General features: G+C 61.3%; 17 protein-coding genes and 2 pseudogenes. 13 read left to right on the forward strand and 6 right to left on the reverse strand.

The window, feature by feature from the left end; genetic code table 11:
* Positions 1 to 595 (forward strand): annotated as a pseudogene (locus tag A9W95_RS18370) (methylmalonyl Co-A mutase-associated GTPase MeaB); the annotation flags it as partial.
* 52 nt (positions 596 to 647) lie between these two features.
* Entirely contained in the window at positions 648 to 1,934 is a 1,287-nt protein-coding gene (locus A9W95_RS18375; protein ID WP_067415912.1) for a serine hydrolase domain-containing protein, read from the forward strand.
* 1 nt (position 1,935) lies between these two features.
* Here A9W95_RS18375 and rfbG read toward each other — a convergent pair whose 3' ends face one another.
* Together rfbG and A9W95_RS18385 are read right to left on the reverse strand one after the other, a co-directional pair.
* A complete protein-coding gene (rfbG, locus tag A9W95_RS18380; RefSeq protein WP_067415866.1) occupies positions 1,936 to 2,952 on the reverse strand; it encodes a CDP-glucose 4,6-dehydratase in 1,017 nt (338 codons plus the stop codon).
* A 55-nt stretch (positions 2,953 to 3,007) separates the two neighbouring features.
* Entirely contained in the window at positions 3,008 to 3,460 is a 453-nt protein-coding gene (locus tag A9W95_RS18385) for a GtrA family protein (protein ID WP_156746274.1), read from the reverse strand.
* A 215-nt stretch (positions 3,461 to 3,675) separates the two neighbouring features.
* On the opposite strand from A9W95_RS18385, the gene A9W95_RS18390 reads away from it, so the two are divergent.
* From A9W95_RS18390 to A9W95_RS18405, 4 genes are read left to right on the forward strand one after another with little or no spacing between them, the layout of a single operon-like run.
* Entirely contained in the window at positions 3,676 to 4,935 is a 1,260-nt protein-coding gene (locus A9W95_RS18390) for a nucleotide sugar dehydrogenase (protein WP_067415918.1), read from the forward strand.
* Entirely contained in the window at positions 4,932 to 5,951 is a 1,020-nt protein-coding gene (locus A9W95_RS18395; protein ID WP_067415870.1) for an NAD(P)-dependent oxidoreductase, read from the forward strand. The genes A9W95_RS18390 and A9W95_RS18395 overlap by 4 nt, the downstream gene beginning before the upstream one ends.
* A 29-nt stretch (positions 5,952 to 5,980) precedes the next feature.
* Entirely contained in the window at positions 5,981 to 7,453 is a 1,473-nt protein-coding gene (locus A9W95_RS18400) for a glycosyltransferase (protein WP_067415873.1), read from the forward strand.
* Positions 7,454 to 7,469: 16 nt separating this feature from the next.
* A complete protein-coding gene (locus A9W95_RS18405) occupies positions 7,470 to 9,056 on the forward strand; it encodes a hypothetical protein (RefSeq protein ID WP_067415876.1) in 1,587 nt (528 codons plus the stop codon).
* Positions 9,057 to 9,063: 7 nt separating this feature from the next.
* Here A9W95_RS18405 and A9W95_RS18410 read toward each other — a convergent pair whose 3' ends face one another.
* On the reverse strand, positions 9,064 to 11,046 hold the full coding sequence (locus tag A9W95_RS18410; protein WP_172826651.1) for an acyltransferase family protein: 1,983 nt from the start codon (positions 11,044 to 11,046) through the stop codon (positions 9,064 to 9,066).
* A 264-nt stretch (positions 11,047 to 11,310) separates the two neighbouring features.
* Here A9W95_RS18410 and A9W95_RS18420 point away from each other — a divergent pair, with 264 nt between their 5' ends.
* Together A9W95_RS18420 and A9W95_RS18425 are read left to right on the forward strand one after the other, a co-directional pair.
* Positions 11,311 to 12,078, forward strand: coding sequence for a bifunctional 2-polyprenyl-6-hydroxyphenol methylase/3-demethylubiquinol 3-O-methyltransferase UbiG (locus A9W95_RS18420; protein WP_067415885.1), 768 nt, complete (start codon positions 11,311 to 11,313; stop codon positions 12,076 to 12,078).
* Positions 12,075 to 13,007, forward strand: coding sequence for a methyltransferase domain-containing protein (locus A9W95_RS18425; protein WP_216638181.1), 933 nt, complete (start codon positions 12,075 to 12,077; stop codon positions 13,005 to 13,007). Before A9W95_RS18420 ends, A9W95_RS18425 begins: the two co-directional genes overlap by 4 nt.
* A gap of 86 nt (positions 13,008 to 13,093) precedes the next feature.
* Here the strand turns inward: A9W95_RS18425 and A9W95_RS18430 are convergent, their stop codons facing one another.
* Entirely contained in the window at positions 13,094 to 14,107 is a 1,014-nt protein-coding gene (locus tag A9W95_RS18430; RefSeq protein ID WP_067415888.1) for a glycosyltransferase, read from the reverse strand.
* Positions 14,108 to 14,309: 202 nt separating this feature from the next.
* On the opposite strand from A9W95_RS18430, the gene A9W95_RS18435 reads away from it, so the two are divergent.
* The 4 genes from A9W95_RS18435 to A9W95_RS18455 all read left to right on the forward strand — a co-directional run bounded on the left by A9W95_RS18435 (position 14,310) and on the right by A9W95_RS18455 (position 17,826).
* On the forward strand, positions 14,310 to 15,110 hold the full coding sequence (locus A9W95_RS18435; RefSeq protein WP_216638182.1) for a TylF/MycF family methyltransferase: 801 nt from the start codon (positions 14,310 to 14,312) through the stop codon (positions 15,108 to 15,110).
* A gap of 132 nt (positions 15,111 to 15,242) precedes the next feature.
* Entirely contained in the window at positions 15,243 to 16,232 is a 990-nt protein-coding gene (locus A9W95_RS18440) for an ATP-grasp domain-containing protein (RefSeq protein WP_067415891.1), read from the forward strand.
* A complete protein-coding gene (locus A9W95_RS18450; protein ID WP_082983175.1) occupies positions 16,229 to 17,179 on the forward strand; it encodes an NAD(P)-dependent oxidoreductase in 951 nt (316 codons plus the stop codon). The genes A9W95_RS18440 and A9W95_RS18450 overlap by 4 nt, the downstream gene beginning before the upstream one ends.
* Positions 17,179 to 17,826: a metallophosphoesterase gene (locus A9W95_RS18455; protein ID WP_082983176.1), complete on the forward strand. Its 648-nt coding sequence runs from the start codon at positions 17,179 to 17,181 to the stop codon at positions 17,824 to 17,826. The genes A9W95_RS18450 and A9W95_RS18455 overlap by 1 nt, the downstream gene beginning before the upstream one ends.
* A 6-nt stretch (positions 17,827 to 17,832) precedes the next feature.
* Here A9W95_RS18455 and A9W95_RS18460 read toward each other — a convergent pair whose 3' ends face one another.
* Positions 17,833 to 18,960, reverse strand: a complete 1,128-nt coding sequence (locus tag A9W95_RS18460) for a DegT/DnrJ/EryC1/StrS family aminotransferase (RefSeq protein WP_067415903.1) — start codon at positions 18,958 to 18,960, stop codon at positions 17,833 to 17,835.
* A 241-nt stretch (positions 18,961 to 19,201) separates the two neighbouring features.
* Between A9W95_RS18460 and A9W95_RS18465 the strand changes: the two genes are divergently transcribed.
* Complete coding sequence (locus A9W95_RS18465; RefSeq protein ID WP_156746275.1) at positions 19,202 to 20,203, forward strand: rhamnan synthesis F family protein; 1,002 nt, start codon at positions 19,202 to 19,204, stop codon at positions 20,201 to 20,203.
* A gap of 28 nt (positions 20,204 to 20,231) precedes the next feature.
* On the opposite strand, the pseudogene A9W95_RS27310 reads toward A9W95_RS18465, so the two are convergent.
* A pseudogene (locus A9W95_RS27310) lies at positions 20,232 to 20,669 on the reverse strand (glycosyltransferase family 2 protein); the annotation flags it as partial.

Consider the following 20,669-nt stretch of genomic DNA (forward strand, 5'->3'; position numbering starts at 1 on the left):
CCACCAGGGAAACTGTTGTCTTGTTGGAGGCGGCGGGATTCGACGTGATCCTCATCGAAACGGTCGGTGTCGGCCAGTCCGAGGTGGCGGTGGCGAACATGGTCGACACCTTCCTGCTGCTGACGTTGGCGCGCACCGGTGATCAATTGCAGGGCATCAAGAAAGGTGTGCTGGAGCTGGCCGACATCGTCGTGGTGAACAAGGCCGACGGTGCGCACCTGCGCGACGCGAAGTCCGCCGCGCGGGAACTTTCGGCAGCGATCAGGTTGATCTACCCACGCGAATCCCTCTGGCGCCCACCGGTTCTCACAATGAGCGCGGTCGAGGGCACCGGTCTTACCGAGGTGTGGGAAACCGTCGAGCGACACCGCGAGGTGCTCAGCAAAGCAGGCGAATTCGAGTCGCGTCGGCGCGCCCAGCAAGTCGACTGGATGTGGCAGATGGTTCGCGACACCGTGCTCGACCGGGTGCTGTCCAATCCGGCGGTTCGCCGAGCTCGCGGCGACGTCGAACGCCGAGTTCGCGCCGGGGAACTGACCCCGGCCCTCGCCGCTCAGCAAATCCTCGACATCGCGTCCTCCTAACGGATAGGTAAATTAATCTTTGTTTGCCCTTGGCACGTGTCAAATGGAAGTAAATTCAAATTCGTGACGGTAGACATAGGAGTCCATCGCCGCGCGGTCCCTTCCCACGACGGCCCTGACGCAGGTCATCGTGTGTTCGGCACGGCGGACTCAAACTTCGGTTGCGTCGTTCGTGCCTTTTCCAGCCTGTTCCCCGGTCGCCGATTCGGCGGCGGTGCGCTGGCCGTCTATCTCGACGGCCAACCCGTCGTCGACGTGTGGACCGGATGGGCGGACCGCGCAGGCCAGCGGCCCTGGACCGCAGACACCGCCCCGATGGTGTTCTCGGCCACCAAGGGCATGGCCGCGACGGTCATCCACCGCCTGCACGACCGTGGGCTGATCGACTACGACGCCCCAGTCGCCGAATACTGGCCGGAGTTCGCCGCCAACGGTAAAGCGCAGATGACCGTGCGCGAGGTGATGAGGCATCGCGCGGGCCTGTCCGGGCTGCGCGGCGCCACCCAGGAAGACTTGCTGGATCACCTGGTGATGGAGCAACGACTGGCCGCGGCACCGCCTGGGCGGCTGCTGGGCAAACCCGCCTACCACGCGCTGACGTTCGGCTGGCTGATGTCCGGATTGGCCCGGGCTGTGACGGGCAAGGGCATGCGGACGCTGTTCCGCGAAGAGCTCGCCGAGCCGTTGGGCGCGGAGGGCATCCATCTGGGCCGGCCGCCCGCGGAATCGCCGACCAAGGTCGCGCAGATCATCATGCCGCAGAGCCTTCCCGGCCACTCGGTGGTCAACTACGCCACCTACAAGGTCGCCTCGGAGCTATCCGGCGGATTCCGCAGCATGTACTTCGATGGCGTCACGGCTGCCGTGCGAGGCGAGATCCCGCTGCTGGACGCCGAAATGCCGGCCGCCAACGGTGTGGTGACGGCGCGGGCTCTGGCCCGCATGTACGGGGCGATAGCCAACGGCGGCTCGATCGACGGCAGCCAATTCCTGTCTCGCGACCTGGTCGCCGGGCTGACCGGTCGCAAGAGCCTGCGCCGAGACGCGAACTTGTTCCTGCCGTTGTCCTTCCACCTCGGGTATCACTGCCTGCCGTTCGGCAATGTGATGCCGGGCTTCGGTCACGTCGGCATGGGTGGATCGGTCGGCTGGGCCGATCCGCAGACCGGGATGGCGTTCGCCTACGTGCACAACCGGTTGCTGTCGCCGTTCCTGGCGCTGGACCACGCTGGTTTGGCGACGCTGGGCAACTTGATCCGGCAAGGCGCCAAGCGCGCCCGCAAACGCGGCTATTCCTCGATCACCGAATTCGGGTCGCCGCTGATCGAGCCGGGAGCCGTCGCCGGCTGAGTCAGGCCAGGGCGTCGAAGGCCGCGATCTGCTGTTGGGTGACGGCAAGCGGGTCTTCGCCCGCATGCACGCGCCGGTACCAGTCGACCGTCCACGCCACCGCGTCGCGGAAGCCGAGTCGGTTGCGCCAGGCCAATTCCCGGTGTGCCTTGGAGCTGTCGAGAGCAAGCAAGGTCGCCTCGTGGGGATGCTCGCCGGGCTGGCGTTCCCAATGGGCGCCGCCGCCCCACAGGTCGGCCGCGAGCGTGGCCACCTGACCGACTTCGACGAAGCTGTCGCGGCCCGGGCCGAAGTTCCACTCACCCAGCCCCGAGCCGGCCAGCAATGCGTCGCTCAGGGTGAGGTAGCCATTGAGGCAGTCGAGCACGTGCTGCCATGGCCGCACCGCCCGCGGGAACCGCAACAACGGGGCTTGACCGTTCGCGTAAGCGGTCATCAGGTCCGGTAGGAGCCGATCGCGACTGACGTCGCCGCCACCAATCACGTTGCCTGCCCGGGCAATTGCGGTGGGGGAGCCGGGGAAGCTGCGTATCCAGGATTGGCTCAGCAGGTCGGCCATTGCCTTCGAGGCGCTGTAGGGATCGTTGCCGCCGAGTGGGTCGGTCTCGACGTAGCCGGCCTCTTGGTCCACGTTGCGGTAAACCTTGTCGGTGGTGATGACCAGGTGCGCGCGCACCGACGGGGTACCCGCCACCGCCTCCAGCACGTTCAGCGTCCCCATCGCGTTGGTCTCGTAGGTATAGCGCGGATTGCGGTAGGACTCCCGGACCAATGACTGCGCGGCCAGGTGCACGACGACGTCCGGCGCTGCCGCCGACACCGCGGCGGCTGTGGCCGGCGCGTCCCGAATATCCACCCGCAGGTCGCACACCAGGTGCTCTGCGACCCTGGCCCGCTCGAACAGACTGTCCGCGGTCGGCTCCAGCGCCAGACCGGACACCTGGTGTCCGCGGCTCAGCAGAAGCAGGGCGAGCCACGGTCCTTTGAACCCGGTGTGCCCGGTGATGAGGTAGTGCACGGCTACCTAGTATTCGGCAGCGTGCGCACTCCGCTGTGCACGTGGTCGGCCTAACTCACCGATTCACGGGGGCAGCGGAGAACCAGCGATCCAGAATGAGGAACCTTCCGATCCACACGACGCCGAATCCAAGCACCTGGACCACGAACACGGCCGCACCGCGAAGCGCAGCAGGCTCACCCGCCAGTGCGTTGTCAACCAGGTACGTCAACGCCGTGGCCAGCGAGACGGCCAGCATCACCACCACCCAGAAGACAAGCACTTGTTTGCGCAAATTTTCCGAGGAGGTGACTTGCCAGACAAAGCGCTTGTTGGCGAAGAAGTTGGGCACGGTGACAATGGACGCGGCCAGCAGCGAGGCTGCGGTGTAATCGTCAAGCCATGGGCCCAAGAGCTGGATCAACCCCTGGCCGATCGGCAGGAAGGCCAACGCCACCGCGAGGTAGCGCAACTTCTTATGCGCTCTCATCGAGTCGGCGCGCGCGATCACGCCCCCCGCGACCTGCATGTCAAGCAAAATACTCGGCACTCAAGCGTTCGTGGTCGAAATCAGCGAAGCAATTAGGCGTGCTTTGGAGAATCCGGACGCCGATTTTGTTTGAAAACGCCTCGTCGGACGGGGGAGATCTTTTAGGCTCCCACCTACGGGACGACGTAAACGAGAACTCGATCTTGTCCGTGCCCATCTGGGTGCGTTGGCAAGACGCCGAGGGGGCGCTTCTCATGACAACTCAACCCACAGAACGTGTCTGCATCATCGGCGGCGCCGGACACGTCGGGCTGCCGCTGGCGCTGGTGCTCGCCGACGAAGGTTTCCACGTCGACATCTTGGACACCAACGCGGCCGCCTTGAAGTCGATCATGGCCGGGCGTATGCCATTCGTCGAAAACGGTGCCGAGGAGCTGCTCAAGCGTCTGCTGCCTACCGGACGCATCTCGGCGACCACCGACTCGTGGGCGGTTCGAAACTCCGACATCGTGATCTGCGTCGTCGGCACCCCCGTCGATGAATACCTAACACCGCAGGCGCACACCTTCTTTCGCATCATCGACGAAATCAGCCCCTACTTCCACGACGGCCAGACACTGATACTGCGCAGCACCGTCTACCCGGGTCTGAGTCAACGGGTGAACGACATGTTCCGGGAGCGGGGGATCGGCGTTCACGTCACGTTCTGCCCCGAGCGTATCGCGCAGGGACACTCGATCCGCGAGCTGCGGATGATCCCTCAGATCATCAGTGGTTTCGACGAGGAGGGGCGCCGGATCGTCCGCCAGTTCTTTTCCCGCATCACCACCGAGATCATCGAGGTCGAACCGCAAGAGGCCGAGCTGGCCAAGCTGTTCTGCAACAGCTACCGCTACATCCAATTCGCGGTCGCCAACCAGTTCTATCTGCTCAGCCGGGAAGCCGGCCTGGACTTCAACCGCGTTCACCATGCGGCTACCTACAAGAACGGTCGCGTCGACAGCATGCCGAAAGCCGGTCTGGCGGCCGGCCCCTGCTTGCTGAAAGACACCATGCAGCTCGCCGCGTTCAGCAACAACAACTTCATGCTGGGACACGCGGCCATGCTCGTCAACGAAGGCCAGCCGCAGTTCATCGTCAACATGCTCAAGCGCCGAGTTGACTTGCGCGACAAGACTGTTGGCATCCTCGGCATGACTTTCAAGGCCGACTGCGACGACACCCGCGACTCACTGAGCTTCAAACTGCGGCACCTGCTGATGCTGGAGGCGAAGAAAGTGATGCTGCACGATCCGTTCTTGGAGGGGCCGGACTACCATCCTCTGGATGCCGTACTTGGTCGCGCCGACGTGATCGTCGTCGGGGTGCCGCACTCCATCTACCGCGGCGTGCGAATCCAGCCAGGCAAGATCGTGGAAGACGTCTGGGGTTGCCTGGACTTGAGCCACGTCGAGGGCGAACCGGTGAACGAAGCTCCGATGGCGACGTTGGCCACGGGAGCCGCTGGCCAGTGAAGGTCCTGGTAACGGGTAGCGCGGGGTTCATCAACGGCTACGTCGTCGACGAGCTGCTCCGAGCCGGGCATGAAGTCGTCGGAATCGACAACTACTCGAAGTACGGCAAAGTCAAGAAGAGCTACGACGATCACCCGAACTACCACTTCGTCGAGGGCGACGTCAAAGACGTCGATCTGATGTTCCGCCTGGTCGAGGGCTGCGACCAGATGGTCGCGAGTGCGGCCCGGATCGGCGGCATCACTTACTTCCATGAGTATGCCTACGACCTGCTCGCCGAAAACGAACGCATCGCCGCAGCCCACTTCGACGCGGCGATCTACGCCTACCGCAAGGGCTGGCTCAAGAAGATCAATGTGATCAGCTCGTCGATGGTGTTCGAGAACGCCACAGTGTTCCCGACACCGGAGAAGCACATCACCGAATGTCCGCCGCCGACAAGCACATACGGCTTTCAGAAGCTGGCCTGTGAATACTTCGCGCACGGCGCATATGAGCAGTACGGTCTGCCCTACACAATCATTCGGCCCTTCAACTGCGTCGGCACGGGTGAACAGCGGGCGCTTGGCGGACGCGAAATCCCCAGTGGCAATGTCAAACTGGCGATGAGTCACGTGGTACCGGACCTCATTCAGAAAGTCGCGAAGGGTCAAGACCCGTTGCACGTCCTCGGCGACGGCACCCAGGTGCGGCACTACACTTACGGCGGTGACCTGGCTCGCGGCATCCGCACCTGCATGGAACACCCTGCCGCGCTGAACAGCGATTTCAACCTCTCCACGCCGGAGGCCACCACGGTCTTGGAGCTGGCCGAAGTCATCTGGAAGAAGATGCGCCCCGACACCCCGTTTCGCTATGAAAGTGACCCGCCGTTCGAACACGACGTGCAGTTACGCTCGCCGGATGTGCAGAAAGCGTCTGAGATGCTCGGGTTCGAGGCGACGACCACGCTCGATTCCATGCTGGATGAGGTCATACCCTGGATCGTCGACGCCGTTGAGGCCGGGACCATCTGACGTGCACTGGCTCGCGCCACTGGAACGCCATGCACATTGCGGGTAAGCCCGACCTCGGGGAGCTCTACCGCAACCGCTTCGGCCATGCCCTCGAATCGCGTTCGGCGATCTGGGCTGTGTTGGTTCGCGACTTCTTTCAAGCGTGGATCCGGCGCAGCGATACCGTCGTAGACCTCGGGTGCGGCTACGGCGAATTCCTCAACCACGTTAGCGCTGCCCGCCGCATCGGTGTCGACTTGAATCCGGACAGCGCCGGCATGCTCGAGCCGGGCATCGAATTCCACCACGGCCCAGCCGATGACCTGTCGTTCCTCGACGAGGCGTCGGTAGACGTCGTCTTCACCAGTAACCTGCTCGAACACCTGCGAAGCAAGGAAGACGTCGAGCGCACAATCGCCGAAGCTCGCCGAGTGCTCAAACCCGGTGGCCACCTGATCGCCATGGGACCCAACATTCGCTATGTGCCCGGCGACTACTGGGACTTCTGGGATCACACCGTACCGATCAGCGATCGTTCGCTTACCGAGTTGCTCGAGTCGTGTCACTTCGAGATCACCAACAGCTATGACCGCTTTCTGCCGTATACGTCGGCATCCCCGCTGCCGCAAGCGCCGATTCTGGTGCGGATGTATCTGCGTACGCAGCTGGCTTGGCCCATCCTCGGCAAGCAGTTCGTGATTCGTGCTCGTAAAGTGTTGGAGCCCAGGGACGTTGACCAGCGCCTGGTGAGCGTGGTGATTCCGGTCTACAACGAGGGAGAGAACATCCAGGTCTGCATCAGGCGACTCACCGAGGCGTTGGCAGACTTCGAGCACGAACTGCTGGTGTGTTACGACTTCGATGAGGACAGCACCCTTTCGGCGCTGGCCGCAATGCCCGACAAGCCGGCCACCGTGCGATTGGTGCGCAACTCGCTGGGGAAGGGTGTGGCCAATGCGCTCATCGCCGGATTCGCGGCCGCGCAGGGCGATGTCATCGTCACCAGCATGGCGGATCTGTCCGATCCGCCATCGGTGATCCCGTTGATGGCGGCCAAGATTCGCGATGAGGGCGCTGACGTCGTGAGCGGTTCACGCTACATGCCCGGCGGGTCGCAGACCGGCGGCCCACGCTTGAAGACGCTCATGTCGCGTACGGCCGGACTGACCCTGCACTATGTGGGCGGGGTGCCCACGCACGACGCCACCACGAACTTTCGCGCCTACAGCCGGCGGTTCCTTCAGGAGGTCCCGGTGGAAAGCGGGCGTGGATTCGAAGTGGGACTGGAGCTCACCACCAAGGCTCACCTGCTCGGGTATCGAGTCGACGAGATTCCCAGCAGTTGGGAGGATCGCACGGCGGGGGAAAGCAAGTTCGATCTGGTGGGCTGGCTGCCGGCGTATCTGCATTGGTATGGGCTGGCCATGCGCCGTCCCGTGCTGCGCTTGGCTGGCGGAGGTCTCGCCTCGGTAGGGGCAGCAGGCCTGCTTCGGCGACGTCAGCGCGGTGAGCGCCGGAAGTGAAGGCGCAAGGTTTGTCATGACGACGAATTGGGTCAAGCGACGTGCGGGCACAGCGCCCGCCGAAGGTTCGCCCGACCACGACGAACCTTCCCCGACTTCGACCGCCGACCGTTCCGACCCACCGCCACACCGCAGCCGCACGGTCGCCGTGTTGGCTGCGGCCGCTTGTGTGGTTCTCGGTGCCAAACTGATCGTGATTTCCCTCCTCGGGTCACCGATGCCGCTGGCTGACCAGTGGGACGGCGAGGCCGCTGGGCTGTATGCGCCGTATCTGAAGGGGACGCTGACCTTCGGCGATCTCTTCGCCCCACACAACGAGCACCGAATCTTCGTCTTCCGCCTGTTCGCGCTGACACATCTCGAGTTGGCAGGCGAGTGGAACCCGCGCCTGGAAATGGTCTTGGGCGCCATCATTCACACCGCCGCGATTACCTGGCTCCTGGCGTTGTTATTGCCTCTGGTCGCGGCTCGGCGCCGGTTGCTCTTGGCGTGCTTCGTCACCTTCTTCTTCGCAATTCCCTTCGGGTACGAGAACACACTCTCGGGCTTCCAAGGCCAGCTGTACTTCAGCTTGCTTTTCGGTATCGCGGCTCTGGTGGCGCTGGCATCGGCTCGGCCGTTCTCCGTGCGGTGGAGTTGTGGTCTAGCCGCGGCCGTGCTCAGCTACTTCTCTTTTGCCACAGGTGTCGCAGCGACGCTCGCGGCGGGTGCGCTGGTGGGTCTGCAGTTGCTCAGCAACATCAGGAAGCGAAGTGGTCGCGAGCTCGCCGGCGTTGCCGTTCTGGCATTGGTCGCTTGCGCGATGATCCTCTGGTCGGCATCCCGGGCGCACCCAACCAGCACCCCGTGGACTTTCCTGCAAGGGCTGGCGTTGCTTGCCGCCAGAACGGTCATCGCACTCATACCGATCGCCTGGTATTGGCGTCGCACATTGGCGAGGCGTGCGGCCGCATCCGACCGCGCCTGGGTAGCAATCGGAATCAGCGGATGGGTCGTGATTCAGCTCGTACTGCTGGCTTACGGCCGCGGGACCGACATCGCCGTGCGGTATATGGATATTGTGCTTCTCGTCTACCCCTTGGCGGTGGTAGCGGTGTTCTTGTTAGTGGACAGCACAGACGACGCAACGGGGTTCGGTCGGTATGCAGCACCCGGCGCCGCGGCCGGGGTGTTCCTTGTCGTAGCGACGTTCGGGGTGATGGGGTACATATTTGGCGTTGGCGCCACGCAATGGAGCAATTCGGCACGTGAGCAGCTCGCCCACGTCAAGGCCCACCTCGCCACCGGAAATGTCGACCAGTTGAACTCGCGGCGCAAGCCAGGACAGACGATCGACGTCACCTATCCGAATTCACAGCGGCTGGCCGCGGTTTTGCGCGATCCTGACGTGCGGGCCATCCTGCCCGGCGAGTTGCGGCCGGCGGACGCCGATCTCGCCGGAGCTCGTAACCACATGTGGCTCAGAGGATCTCTGGCGGCTGCCACCGCCACTGTTCTTAACCTGCTGCTCTTCGTAGGTCCGGCTTTTTTGGCAGTCGGGGTGGCCCTGTTCTTTGCGGTGGCAACGCGCCTCGCGCTTGCTGACCGCGTACCGAGGCGGTAGAGGCGGCTTACCTCCGAGCTAGCGCCGTACTGAGCTGCGGGTAATCGACAAGCATCCGGTTTACCAGATACCTGCTGCCAATGTTGTTGACATGGTTGGTGTCTCGGTACAGGAGCGCTTGACCCTTGTTCATGCTGCACACCGAATCGTCACAGAAGTACTGCGCTGTGTTCAACAGTTGCACTCCCGCCACCTCGTCCGCCGCCTTCTTGAGTAGCGGGCCATATTTGTCATGGGCACTTCGGAACAGTTTGAGGTCCTCGCTGCATTTGGCAAACGGCAGGACCGGAGAAAGGCGGTATTTGCAAGCAACTGCGTCGAAGGGAAAGGTAGGAACGTCATCGGTCACGAAGACGGCTTTTCCTTTCGAGGTGAAGGTTTCGAAGGTCTTCGTCAGTTGGTCTGGTACACCGCGGAAAGACCATTCCGCAGTCACGATCACGGTCTTGATTGCCGGGTCTGCCGCAACATGGTCGATGATGAGGTCCATCCCGCGTATGGATCTCACCGGCAGTTCTCTGATGTAGTACACGACGTTCTTATCCGGCAGTGCCTCGGCCAGGCCGAGGAATAATTGTTCGGCGTGGCTATCGCCAACGGCGGCCACATCAATGTGAGTCCCCGGTTTCGACTGCCGGCAGCGAGTGATGCCCTCCCAGTTGTAGGCGATGTCTCGCAGCGCTTGATCCGAGCATGGGTAGTAGGTATCGCGCAGGTATGCGTAGAAGTCCGTCCACTCGATGTCCCCGGCGTGGGCAACAGGCACGGCGCCGGACTTGTACCGCGGCTTCCAGTAGTCATTCGCGCCGACATGCAGGCCCGCTGCCAGCAGAAGGGATGGGCTAAGGACAGCGGCGATGAGTGCAGTAGTTCGCCTGCGCGACTGCGGCGGCAATCGTCGGAACGGTTGTTCAAGCCAGCGATAAGACGCGATCGCGGGGAGCACGGACAGTGTCGTCGCTAGGGGGACCGCGTACGGCACCTCCGGCCAGAGGTGATCGGCGAAGACCCGGAACGGCCAGTGCCACAGATAGATCGAGTAGGACCAGTCTCCAATCTTGACAACGGCGGGAAGTGCAAGGGCGCGACTTACTATGGGCGTCCGATCGGTGCCGGCAGCGATCACCAGAAGTGTTGCGAAGACGGGAAGTATTGTCCACGGCCCCGGGAAAGGGGTGTGGCCGTTGATGAGTGCCGCCGACGCGACCAGTAGGACCGCTCCCAACCAAGCAAGGTATTGGGCGTGTCTGTCAGATCGCAACGAACGTCTCTCAGTGAGGTAGGCGAGTAGGGCGCCCACGCCGAACTCCCAGGCCCGGGAAACAGGGCCATAGAACCCAACTAGGAACTTGGCCGACGATGAACCGAGTGCATCCGGGCCTACCATTGCCAACGAGAAAGATATGAGAGCCGACGCGCTGATCAGGACTATCGTCCAGGGTATCCGTCGCTGTCTGCGTTGGGTGAGCACCCAACCGAGCAGCAGGATGGCCGGAAACACAAGGTAGAACTGCTCTTCGACGGACAGCGACCAGGTGTGTAGCAGCGGGTTGAGTTCTGCCGCCGCATCGAAATAGCCGCCGGTGTTTTGCGCGATCGCGAAGTTTGCAACTAGGAGCATGGCCCCCATGCCCGTCTGGGCTGTGACCTGCTGGATAACGAATGGCGAAAGTAGGCAAAAGGCCAGCACCATCGTCACAGCGACCATAAGCGATAGGGCCGGTGTCAGGCGTTTGAATCGCCGGAGGTAGAAACGGCCGAATCGGAAACGCCCGGTTGCTTGGTGCTCTCGATCGATCATCCCGGTGATCACAAAACCGGAAATGACGAAGAAGACGTCAACACCGACGAATCCACCTGGCACCGCGAACCCGCCGTGGTAGGCGACGACCAAAAGGACCGCTACTGCGCGGAGCCCTTGGATGTCGAAGCGCCGATTATCGCCTGGAGCACGGCCCTCGGCCCGAGACACACCTTCCACGGCAATCACGCCGAGCCAGACTAGTGCACAAGAGCCGCTGGTGTCGGCGGACGACTCGGGCCCGGGAGAGAACGATGAAGGGTGAAACGGAAGCGCCCTCGCAGAGTTGTGTCGGTTTACCTCACCCGCCGCCGTCCTAGCGGATACGCTGGGTCCGCTGCTGGACAAACGGCGCGGCCGGCGGGGGATATCCGGTGCGACCGAGGCGAACCAGCGACAGCTCCGACGCCGCTTCAGGTGACGTAATCGAGAAGGACAGAAATGCTAAGGGCAATGAAAAAATTCGTGCCGCAATCGGCGGTCGACGTTTCCTATACCCTGAAGTATGGTATGTCGCGCCTGCCAATCTACCAAAGATACCGTGCCGCAATAGAGGGGAAGAGCGGCATCGAGATCGGCGGGCCAAGCACATTGTTCAAGACGGTGCTACCCCTTTACCAAGCGGTGAACGTTCTAGACGGAGTGAATTTCGCTACCGATACCATTTGGGAAGGTAACATCAGCGCTGGCGAGGCTTTCCGGTATTACCACACGAAGTCGGGGCGCCAATTTATTGCGGATGCAACGGACTTGAGCGGTATCGAGTCCGAACGATACGACTTCCTGCTCTCGTCGAATTGTTTGGAGCACGTCGCAAATCCTCTCAAAGCACTTCTAGAGTGGAAAAGAGTGATCAAGGACAGCGGAGTAATGATCCTCGTTCTGCCGAATAAGGACAGTAACTTCGACCACCGGCGGCCCGTCACAAAATTCGAGCACTTGATGGACGACTACCGACAGAACACGCAGGAGGATGATCTCACTCACTTGGATGAGATCTTGGCGCTGCACGACTTGGCCATGGACCCACCGGCCGGTGACTTGGAGCAATTCAGAAGCCGAAGCTTGAAAAACTTTCAGAATCGCACTCTGCACCACCATGTCTTCGACCGGGGACTGATGGAACAGATGCTGGACTTCGCCGGATTCGAGACGCTCGATATCACAACCACGCGGACCGACTTCTTTTCACTCGCCACGAAGGTTCCCGCGACCGGGTGATCGCCGAGCGGGAGACCTCGAGTGGTCGAACCAACCTGACCGCTGGCCTCCTGTCAGGGTTCGTGCCGCCATTTGGTGTCGTCGATGTCGCACCTGCTGTTGAATATGACCCTATGCTCCGTTCGGACGCGGGCCGCGATGGTGCCCGCTTCATCCGCCGTGTAATACATGCCGGTCCGGGTCTGTGCAATCTGTGCGGCAGTCACGTCCGTTTCAAGAGCGTCACGCGCATCCTCGGCAACACGCTGGCTGAGTACGGTTGCCCATATTCGTTGGACGACTTCGAGACCCTGAATCATCGCCGCTATCTGTGTCCGGTCTGTGGTGCCGCCGACCGAGATCGCCTCTACAAGTTGTACTTTGACCGCTTCATGCCGGCTGGCGGAGTTCAGCGGGTACTCGAATTCGCGCCCTCTGCTCCGCTTTCGTCATATCTGCGCCACCGGGCAGATTTCGAGCACCGAACCGCCGATCTGATGATGGACGGCGTCGACGACGTCGTCGACATCACCGACATGCCGATGTACGCAGACGGCTCATTCGACTTCTTCATTTGTTCTCACGTGCTCGAGCATGTGTCTGACGACTCGCGCGCGATGAGCGAGCTTCATCGAATACTCGCGCCGGCCGGGCGCGGCATCGTCATGACGCCGGTGGCACCGGAGGGCAGCTTCGATGAGGATCCCGACGTGACGGATGAAGGGGAGCGTTGGCGGCGCTTCGGTCAGGGCGACCATGTCCGCCTATACGACCGATCAACCCTGTGTGCGCGATTACGCACCAACAACTTCGAGGTTTCGGCTCTCGACGCGAAGACTTTCGGTGAAGAGACGTTCATGAAACACGGCATCGAGCGGAAGTCGGTGCTTTACGTCGTGCATAAGCCGCCGCCCGACCCGAATGATGTCAACGGCGTAGGCGCGCTGTAGTGCAAAGTCATCGAACTGCGGCGCAGCTGGGTCAGCGTGCCCCCAAGGCCAGGCTGTCGTGACTCACCACAGCCCCCACCGAGATCTCAATCCGTCGACGGCGAGCGTTTGATTCGGGCGGTGTAGGCATCCATATGTGCCTTCCAGCCCGCGAATTCGGAGGAAAGTCGTTTCTTGAGCTTTCGCTGAAGGGTTTGGGTCCACAGCTGCCGCAGAGCGAGTGCACCTAGTCGCGGATGCTGCGCAATTGATTCGGTAAGCGCGGCGTCGCCGACCGAACCGGGCACTTTCGCCATCTCGGAGAAGACCCAGTTCGCCCCTGCCCCAATCGCGTCTTCGAGCGCGGGGTCGCCGCTGACGAGGTCGAGCATCGCGTCATACATGGCAGCCACTCCGGGGCCGCGGGTTAACCAAAACTTCGTCGGGTCTGCGTATCCGGAGTGCCAGAGCCCCTCAGTGTGGCGCCGATAGACCGCCATAGTATCCGGCAACATGGCTATGTCGCCTTTGACTGCGTGACGGACGTGTAGGTACCAGTCCATCGGCATCACCTTCGGCGGGATGTCGTCATAGCTCGAATCCCGGCGATAGACAACGGAGTTGGTCTGGATGAAGTTCCGGGAGATGAGGGTTTCCAGGGTCAGTTGGCGGCGCCACGGGATCGGCGGGAACTCTGTATCTGCTCCGCCGTCGTCCGACATCACTCGCACGGGATGAAAGCACAGTGCCGTCTGTGGGTTCCGATCCAGGTAATCTACTTGTTTAGTCAGCTTCATCGGGTCGGTCCAGAAGTCGTCTCCTTCGCATAGGGCGATGTATTCTCCTCGAGCTGCAGATAGCGCGCCAACGACATTGGCGTGGGCTCCGATGTTTTTCTCCCGGAGAATTGGCCGGAACAATCCGGGGTGTCGTTGGACGTACTCCCCGATGATTGCCTGGGTGTTGTCGGTCGACGCGTCGTCCGCGACGATAATCTCGACGGGGAAGTCGGTTCGCTGCGCAATGAACCCCTCAAGGGAGTCACGAACATAGGCACCGTGGTGGTACGTAATCGACACCACGCTTACTTTGGGCGGCTCAGCTGACGCCTTTTCGGACACTTCGCACGACCTCTCCGACGATGAAGCTTGAGCCATCACGGCCACCTGGCAAGTAATTCCGGTGACGGCTTGTTCTCCGACTGAACTCAGAACACTAACCGGCATGCAGCGGCGTCCAACGGTTTTCCGGTCACATCGGCGTTGCAAGCACTCGCGCAGCGCATGGCGTAGTTCGTGGTCACCCTTGTGACAGAATCGGCCCATGAGTCGCGAGACCTCGCCCGTACCGCCGGATGGCCGCGCGGAATCATTCTCGATGCAGAGCGAGAAGAACCAACGTCCAAGCGATCTTGCGTACTACGCGGGTCTCGGAGACTACTGGGACGAAAGCCTCGGGACGACCGTCGACAAATTGCGCTCGTTCACCAAGTTCGTTCCGACCGGTGACTTGGCCCGGTTCATAGCGCGTTATGAGATCTTTCGCAAAGTCGTGGGCATCCATGGCGCAGTCATCGAGTGCGGTGTTCACCTGGGTGGCGGTCTGGCTTCTTGGTTGGCCTTCAGCACCATCCTGGAGCCGATCAATCACGTCCGACGAATCGTCGGATTCGATACTTTCAGCGGATTCTCTGACATCTCCAGCCGCGATCGCTCGTCCGAGTCCACCGGGGAAGCCCGAGCTGGAGGGCTTGCGGCCCCAGCGCGGGAAGACATCGAACGTGCTGTAGCACTCGCGGACATGTTTCGGCCACTGGGACACATCCCGAAGGTTGAACTGCAAGAGGGCGACGCAACGCAGACGATTCCTGCCTATGTCGCTAACAATCCACACCTCACTGTCGCACTGCTCTATCTCGACTTCGACGTATATCAGCCGACAAAGGTCGCTTTGGAGCAGTTCCGACGACGAATGCCAAAAGGTGCGGTGATCGCATTCGACGAGCTCTACAACAGCCAGTGGCCCGGCGAAACGGAGGCCGTGCACGATGTGCTGGGGCTAGACACGTTGCATATCGAGCGATTTCCGTTCCATCCGCAAATCTCGTTCGCCGTGTTGGACTAGACGGGTGCTCGGCGAGCGGCGCCGCTCTCCGGTGGCCTGCCCGCTGAAAGCGGAGCTGGATCTCAGCCTGGCAGGTACGATGCCGGTCGTGTCGGAATGGGGGATGTACGTTACTCAGCCCGGAGCGCGTCCGTGAAAAACATTCTGGTCACCGGCGTCGGAGGTGGCGTGGGCCAGAGTGTGCTCAAGGCGTTGGCGCACACTTCTTACGGCGTGGTCGCTACGGACTCAGAAGCGCTCGCTGCTGGTCTGCATGCCGCGCCCAAGGCGTACTTGGGCCGATACGCGTCCGACGACCGCTTCATCGATCGCTTGGTGGAAATATGTCTCGTCGAAGAGTGTGGACTGATCTTCGTCGGCCATGACGTCGAGCTCCTACCGCTGTCGGAAAGCATTGCCAAGTTCGAGGCGCATGGCGTTGTTCCGGTGATCAGCTCACCACGAATCATTCGGCTGTGCGATGACAAGCTCGAGACCAGTGCGTTTCTGAGATCGCTGGGACTCCCGACCCCTGAGACCCAGAGGTTGTGCGATGTCGAAAGATTCGAGCGACCGGTGGTACTCAAGCCGCAGCGCGGCGGTGCACGCTCGCGAAGCACTTACGTCGCGAAGTCCGAGAAAGAGTTCGATGTCTTCCGTCAGCTTGTAGATCCGGACAACTGCATCGTGCAGGAGTACATCGAAGGTGACGAATACACCTGCGGCAGTGTGACTCTCGATGGCACGTGTCATGGGGTGATCGTCATGCGGCGAATTCTTCGCGACGGCGATACGTACAAAGCCTTCGTCGAGCGCAATTCGGACCTGGAGGAGTCGGTCCGCAGGATCGTCGAGGCGCTGAAACCGTTCGGCGCCTGCAATATTCAGCTTCGTGTCAAAGACGGGCAAGCATACGTTTTCGAGATCAATGCGCGCTGTTCAGGTACCACGGCTGCCCGAGCGCTCGCCGGCTTCAATGAGCCGAAGATGATCGCAGATTACATCCTCAGCGGTAGGACACCAACGTTCTCGGTCAACGAGGTGACTGTGCTGCGCTACTGGCAAGAGTTGGTCGTGCCCAATACTGACGTGAGACAACTAGGGGAAACTGGCTATTTACGCGGTCATGGCAAACGGCTATGACCGAGACGGCCGCCGATCGGACTGGTCTGGTGCTAGTAACCGGTGCGGCCGGATTCATCGGCAGGCATGTGGTCCGCGCCCTTGCTGATAATGGATACCGCGTTGCTGCTTTGCAGCATCGGACGCCGCTGCCAGCTGACCTGACCCCACTGTGCGAACGAGTAGTCTCCGGCGATATCAGCGACCCGCAGGTCCGCGAACGTGCGCTCGACCAAGTCCACACTGTGTGTCACCTATCTGCGTACATTCCCGCGCGCATGGCGGACCTGGGTGAAGCGGATCACTGCAATCGGATTAACGCGTTGGGCGCGATGGAGCTGGCAGGGGCCGCAGCGCAGCGCGGCGTGGCGCGGTTTATTCACCTGTCCACCGCCAACATGTACGCGCAGTCAGACTCCCCACGGACGGAGTCAGACTTGGTGTTTCCGCATCAGCTGGGAACGGCCTACTTCGTCAGCAAGTTGGCGGGCGAGGTCTACGTATCGAATATCGCCGAGCGGACCGGTATGACCGTATTGATTTTGCGCATCGCCAGCCCCTACGGACCCGGTGAGCCAATGGCCAAAGTCATCCCCACATTTCTGCGCCTGGCTGCGGCGGGCAAACCACTGCGTATGGTCAATGGAGGCGTCGCGCGTTACAACTACGTACATGTGAAGGACGTGGCGATCATCGTTGCAAAAGCGGTCAACTCGGGCAGTGGCGGGATTTATAACGTCGCATCAGGGGAGCACATAAGTGTTCTTGAGTTAGGTCAGCTGATCGTCGCATTGCAGCGCGACGGCAGAGCGGACCTAGAAGTTGATCCTGCGGAACCCGATGCATTTTTGGGATTCGCGCCGTTGTCGATTGAAAAGACGACCCGCACATGGCATTTCGCTCCACATCTGATCACTGACGGGCTGCGCGACTACCACCAGTACTTACTCCAGCGAGGTGAGATCTGATGCGAGTCGCCGTTTTCAGCGACGTACACGGCAACTTAATTGCGCTGCAACAATTCGTTGAGGCAACTGCCGAGTGCGTAGATGCGTACTTGTGTCTAGGGGATGTGGTCAACTACGGCCCGTGGAGCGACGAGTGTGTCGACCTCGTCATGTCACTGCCAGGAATTCGAGTCCTTGAGGGCAATCACGAGCGGCTTTTTCGCGGGGACGAGCCCCTTACCCACGAGATTCCCTTGGTTCAGGACTTCTACCACCACTGCAGACCGTTGTTCACGCGTGAGGGGTTCTTCACAGATCTGCTGGATCACGTCGACCTTGGTATCTACCGATGCACACACACCATCGACGACCTGAGGATCTACCCCGACACAGTGATTGAAGTCGACCGGCATTACATGGTGGGGCACACCCATCATCAGTATCAGATCGAGCGCAGCGGCTTCACGATCGTGAACCCCGGCAGCATCGGCCAGAACCGCAAATGGATTGATTCAGCTGACTTTTTGATCTTGGACACCGCCACGGGTGAACTCGAGTTCCGCTCCGTCCCATACGATGTCGATCGCCTGTTGGCGGAATTCACCAAACGCGGGTTTCCACAGCAGTGCATCCAGTACTACGCGAACAAAGAACGGAAGTTCGGATAGCTGCTCTTAGCTCGCTTGCACGACACCGGCAATGACTCGGTCAACGTCGTCCGGTGCCATATGGTCATGTATCGGGAGCGACACTATGCGCGAGCAGACGTCTTCAGTTACAGGCAAGTCGGCCGACGTGATGAGATCGCTGTTCGCCAGGAAGTATGGGTGGCGGTGCAACGGCGGGTTGTAGTAATTGCGGGCCTGAATCTCGTCGGCGTGCAAGCTGCTGAGCACCGCTGCCCGATGGTCGGCCGACACGCAGCATGCGGTCCCACAGCACAGCGACGAAGCTTCGGCATTGGGTTGGAAGCGCAGGCCGGCCCCGGTTAGTTCGGCACGGTATCGCTCGAAGACGTCACGACGGCTGGCGAGGCGTTCGTCGAGTCCTACGAGCTGGCGCAGGCCGATCGCGGCATTGATCTCTTGAAGTTTTGCGTTCATTCCGAGCTGAGTGCTCTCTCGCAAGTCGTTGAAGCCAAAGTTCTGGAAGTGGTATGCCTGCTCGATGAGCGCGGGGTCGCGAGAAACCAATGCGCCGCCCTCGCCGATAGCAAATGGCTTAGTAGCGTGCAAGGAGAAGATTTCGCAGCCGGCACGCCCACCTAAGCGATTGCCGTCGGCATACATCGAGCCGAATCCAGCCGCCGAGTCGAGCACAATGGGTAGTTCCCACTCCGCAGCTAAGTCTTCCCACGCGTCGATCTGCGGGTTGCCGACGCCGAATGCATTGGCAAGCAGGACACCGGCGACCTCATCGCGGGAGCGTTCCAATACCGCACGCGCAGAGGCGATCCCGGGCTGTAGCGTGTCGGGGTCGATATCGACGAACCACGGACGGTAGCCCACCCATAACGCGGCCTGGGCAACGGCGACGAAGGTGAACGATGGCATGAGTAGATAGCGGTCGCGCGTGCCCGGACCGATGTTCACGTGCAACGCCGCGACGAGTGCCAAAGTGCCGTTGGCGAAGGTGGCGGCGTGCAAGTCCGGCCCGAGATACTTGGCCAAGGCGCGGGCGAACTGCTGCTCCTTCGGTCCGAAGTTCGTATACCAGTTATTACTGACGATCTCTTCGAAGTCCTCGGCAAGCTGCGCCGATCCAGGAAAGCTCGGTCGGATGTAGGGAATTTCAGCGGGCATTAAGCCACCAATCTAGGACAGCAAGACGGCCTTGTGCCAACAACGACGGGTTTGAGCGCGTGCGGCCGATCCTCCTCGAGCCACCAGCACCGCAGGATGAGTGCGCGCAAAATCGCCTTCGTATCGGCGTCAGCGGTGCGGCCCTCTATCGTAAGGTCGGGTCTCTGGCCTCAGCGAGGACTCCGCCGGCTAAAGGCCACGATCGTCCTATCAGCAACGTCACGGGTGAAGCGAGGTCACCTTGGAGTCAATCGAACGGTTACGCGTCGAATCCGACCGTTACCGCAGATACCTCGCTGCCGTGCCTTATCGCTTGAGGGGTAACGCCCTACGCTTCGTACGCCAGACCCATCAGGAGCTACCGCCCGATCCGCCGGCCGGCCGTCGGACGCTTGTGCTCTTCGCGCACTTCGATCCGCAACGGATGATCGACCCGTACGTCACGTACTACCTCAACGCGCTGCACGGCTTAGGCGCAACAATCGTGTTCGTCTCGGGTTCGCCGAAGCTCGTACCGGAGTCGGTGGATCCCATACGTTCGCTGTGCGCGGGAATCTATACCCGCCGCACGCTCGCGATGGATTTCGGATCCTGGCACCTCGCGTACGCGCTTCTGCAACGACGTGGTTGGTCGCTCGACCAGTTCGACCGCCTGGTCCTGGCCAATGACAGTGTGTTTGGCCCCCTCTTTCCGCTACAGGAAATGTGGAGTGCATTCGACAACGCCGACATGTACGGCGCCATCGAAAGTGAGGAGTTCGGCCTCCATCTCCAATCATTCTTTCTGGCGTGGGACCTCAATGAGCGAACCCGCCAGTTCCTCAAAGACTTCTGGGACGGCTTCCAGTACATCGTCGACAAGGTCAATCTGGTTCGCGAGTACGAAATCGGGCTATCGGAACGCGCTCGTGCGGCGGGGCTGCGCATCAAACCATTCGTCTCGGCCGCGAGCGTCAAAGCGACGTACGGTCAAGCCCAGTCGCACGAGTGGGCGAGCAAGTTCTCCGGGGACCCCTTCAACAACACGCTCTTCTTCTGGGATGGCCTCATCACGCATCACCGGTTCCCATTCCTCAAAACGATTCTGCCGCGTCACAACCAGCCGTGGCACGACTCGATGGAACACCTGCGCGACTTCATCGAACAGCACACCGAATACCCTTATGAGCTCATCGAACAAAACGTGATGAGGCTCGGCTGCGGAGCGTCTACGTGGGTTCGACCAATGACCGCGCCACCCTGACGCGAACGCCTGGTTCTGCATTACGGCTTCAGCCGTTGGCTAGATGGCCACGCCACCGCCGGGCATGAGCGAACTCACGAACAGGCGCCCGCGCTAACGTCTTGAGACGCGCCTTTCGGTGCGGGCCAAAAGCTGCGCTCTTGAATGCAGTGCCTAACCAAGTAAGCGACCAGCGAACACCGGCAAGGACGCGGATTGCACTGGAGGAAGCGGGATCTATCACCAGCCACGTCAGTATCCGCAGCTGGTCCAGCCAGTTCTGCCCTGCCTTCACAATGCGCATTGATTCGGTGGTTACCGTGTGAGTCCGCACGGACAGCTCTTCGGGAACGAAGAACACTGCCGACCGCACCATGAGCCGGTACCAAAAATCCAGGTCAACGAGCTGGAAGATGTCGGTGCGAAAACCTCCGGCGTCGAGCGCGAGCTGACGCCGGAACATGACACAGGTCGGTTCTCCGATCCA

Source organism: Mycobacterium sp. 1423905.2, from assembly GCF_001673155.1.
Taxonomy (GTDB): Bacteria; Actinomycetota; Actinomycetes; order Mycobacteriales; family Mycobacteriaceae; genus Mycobacterium.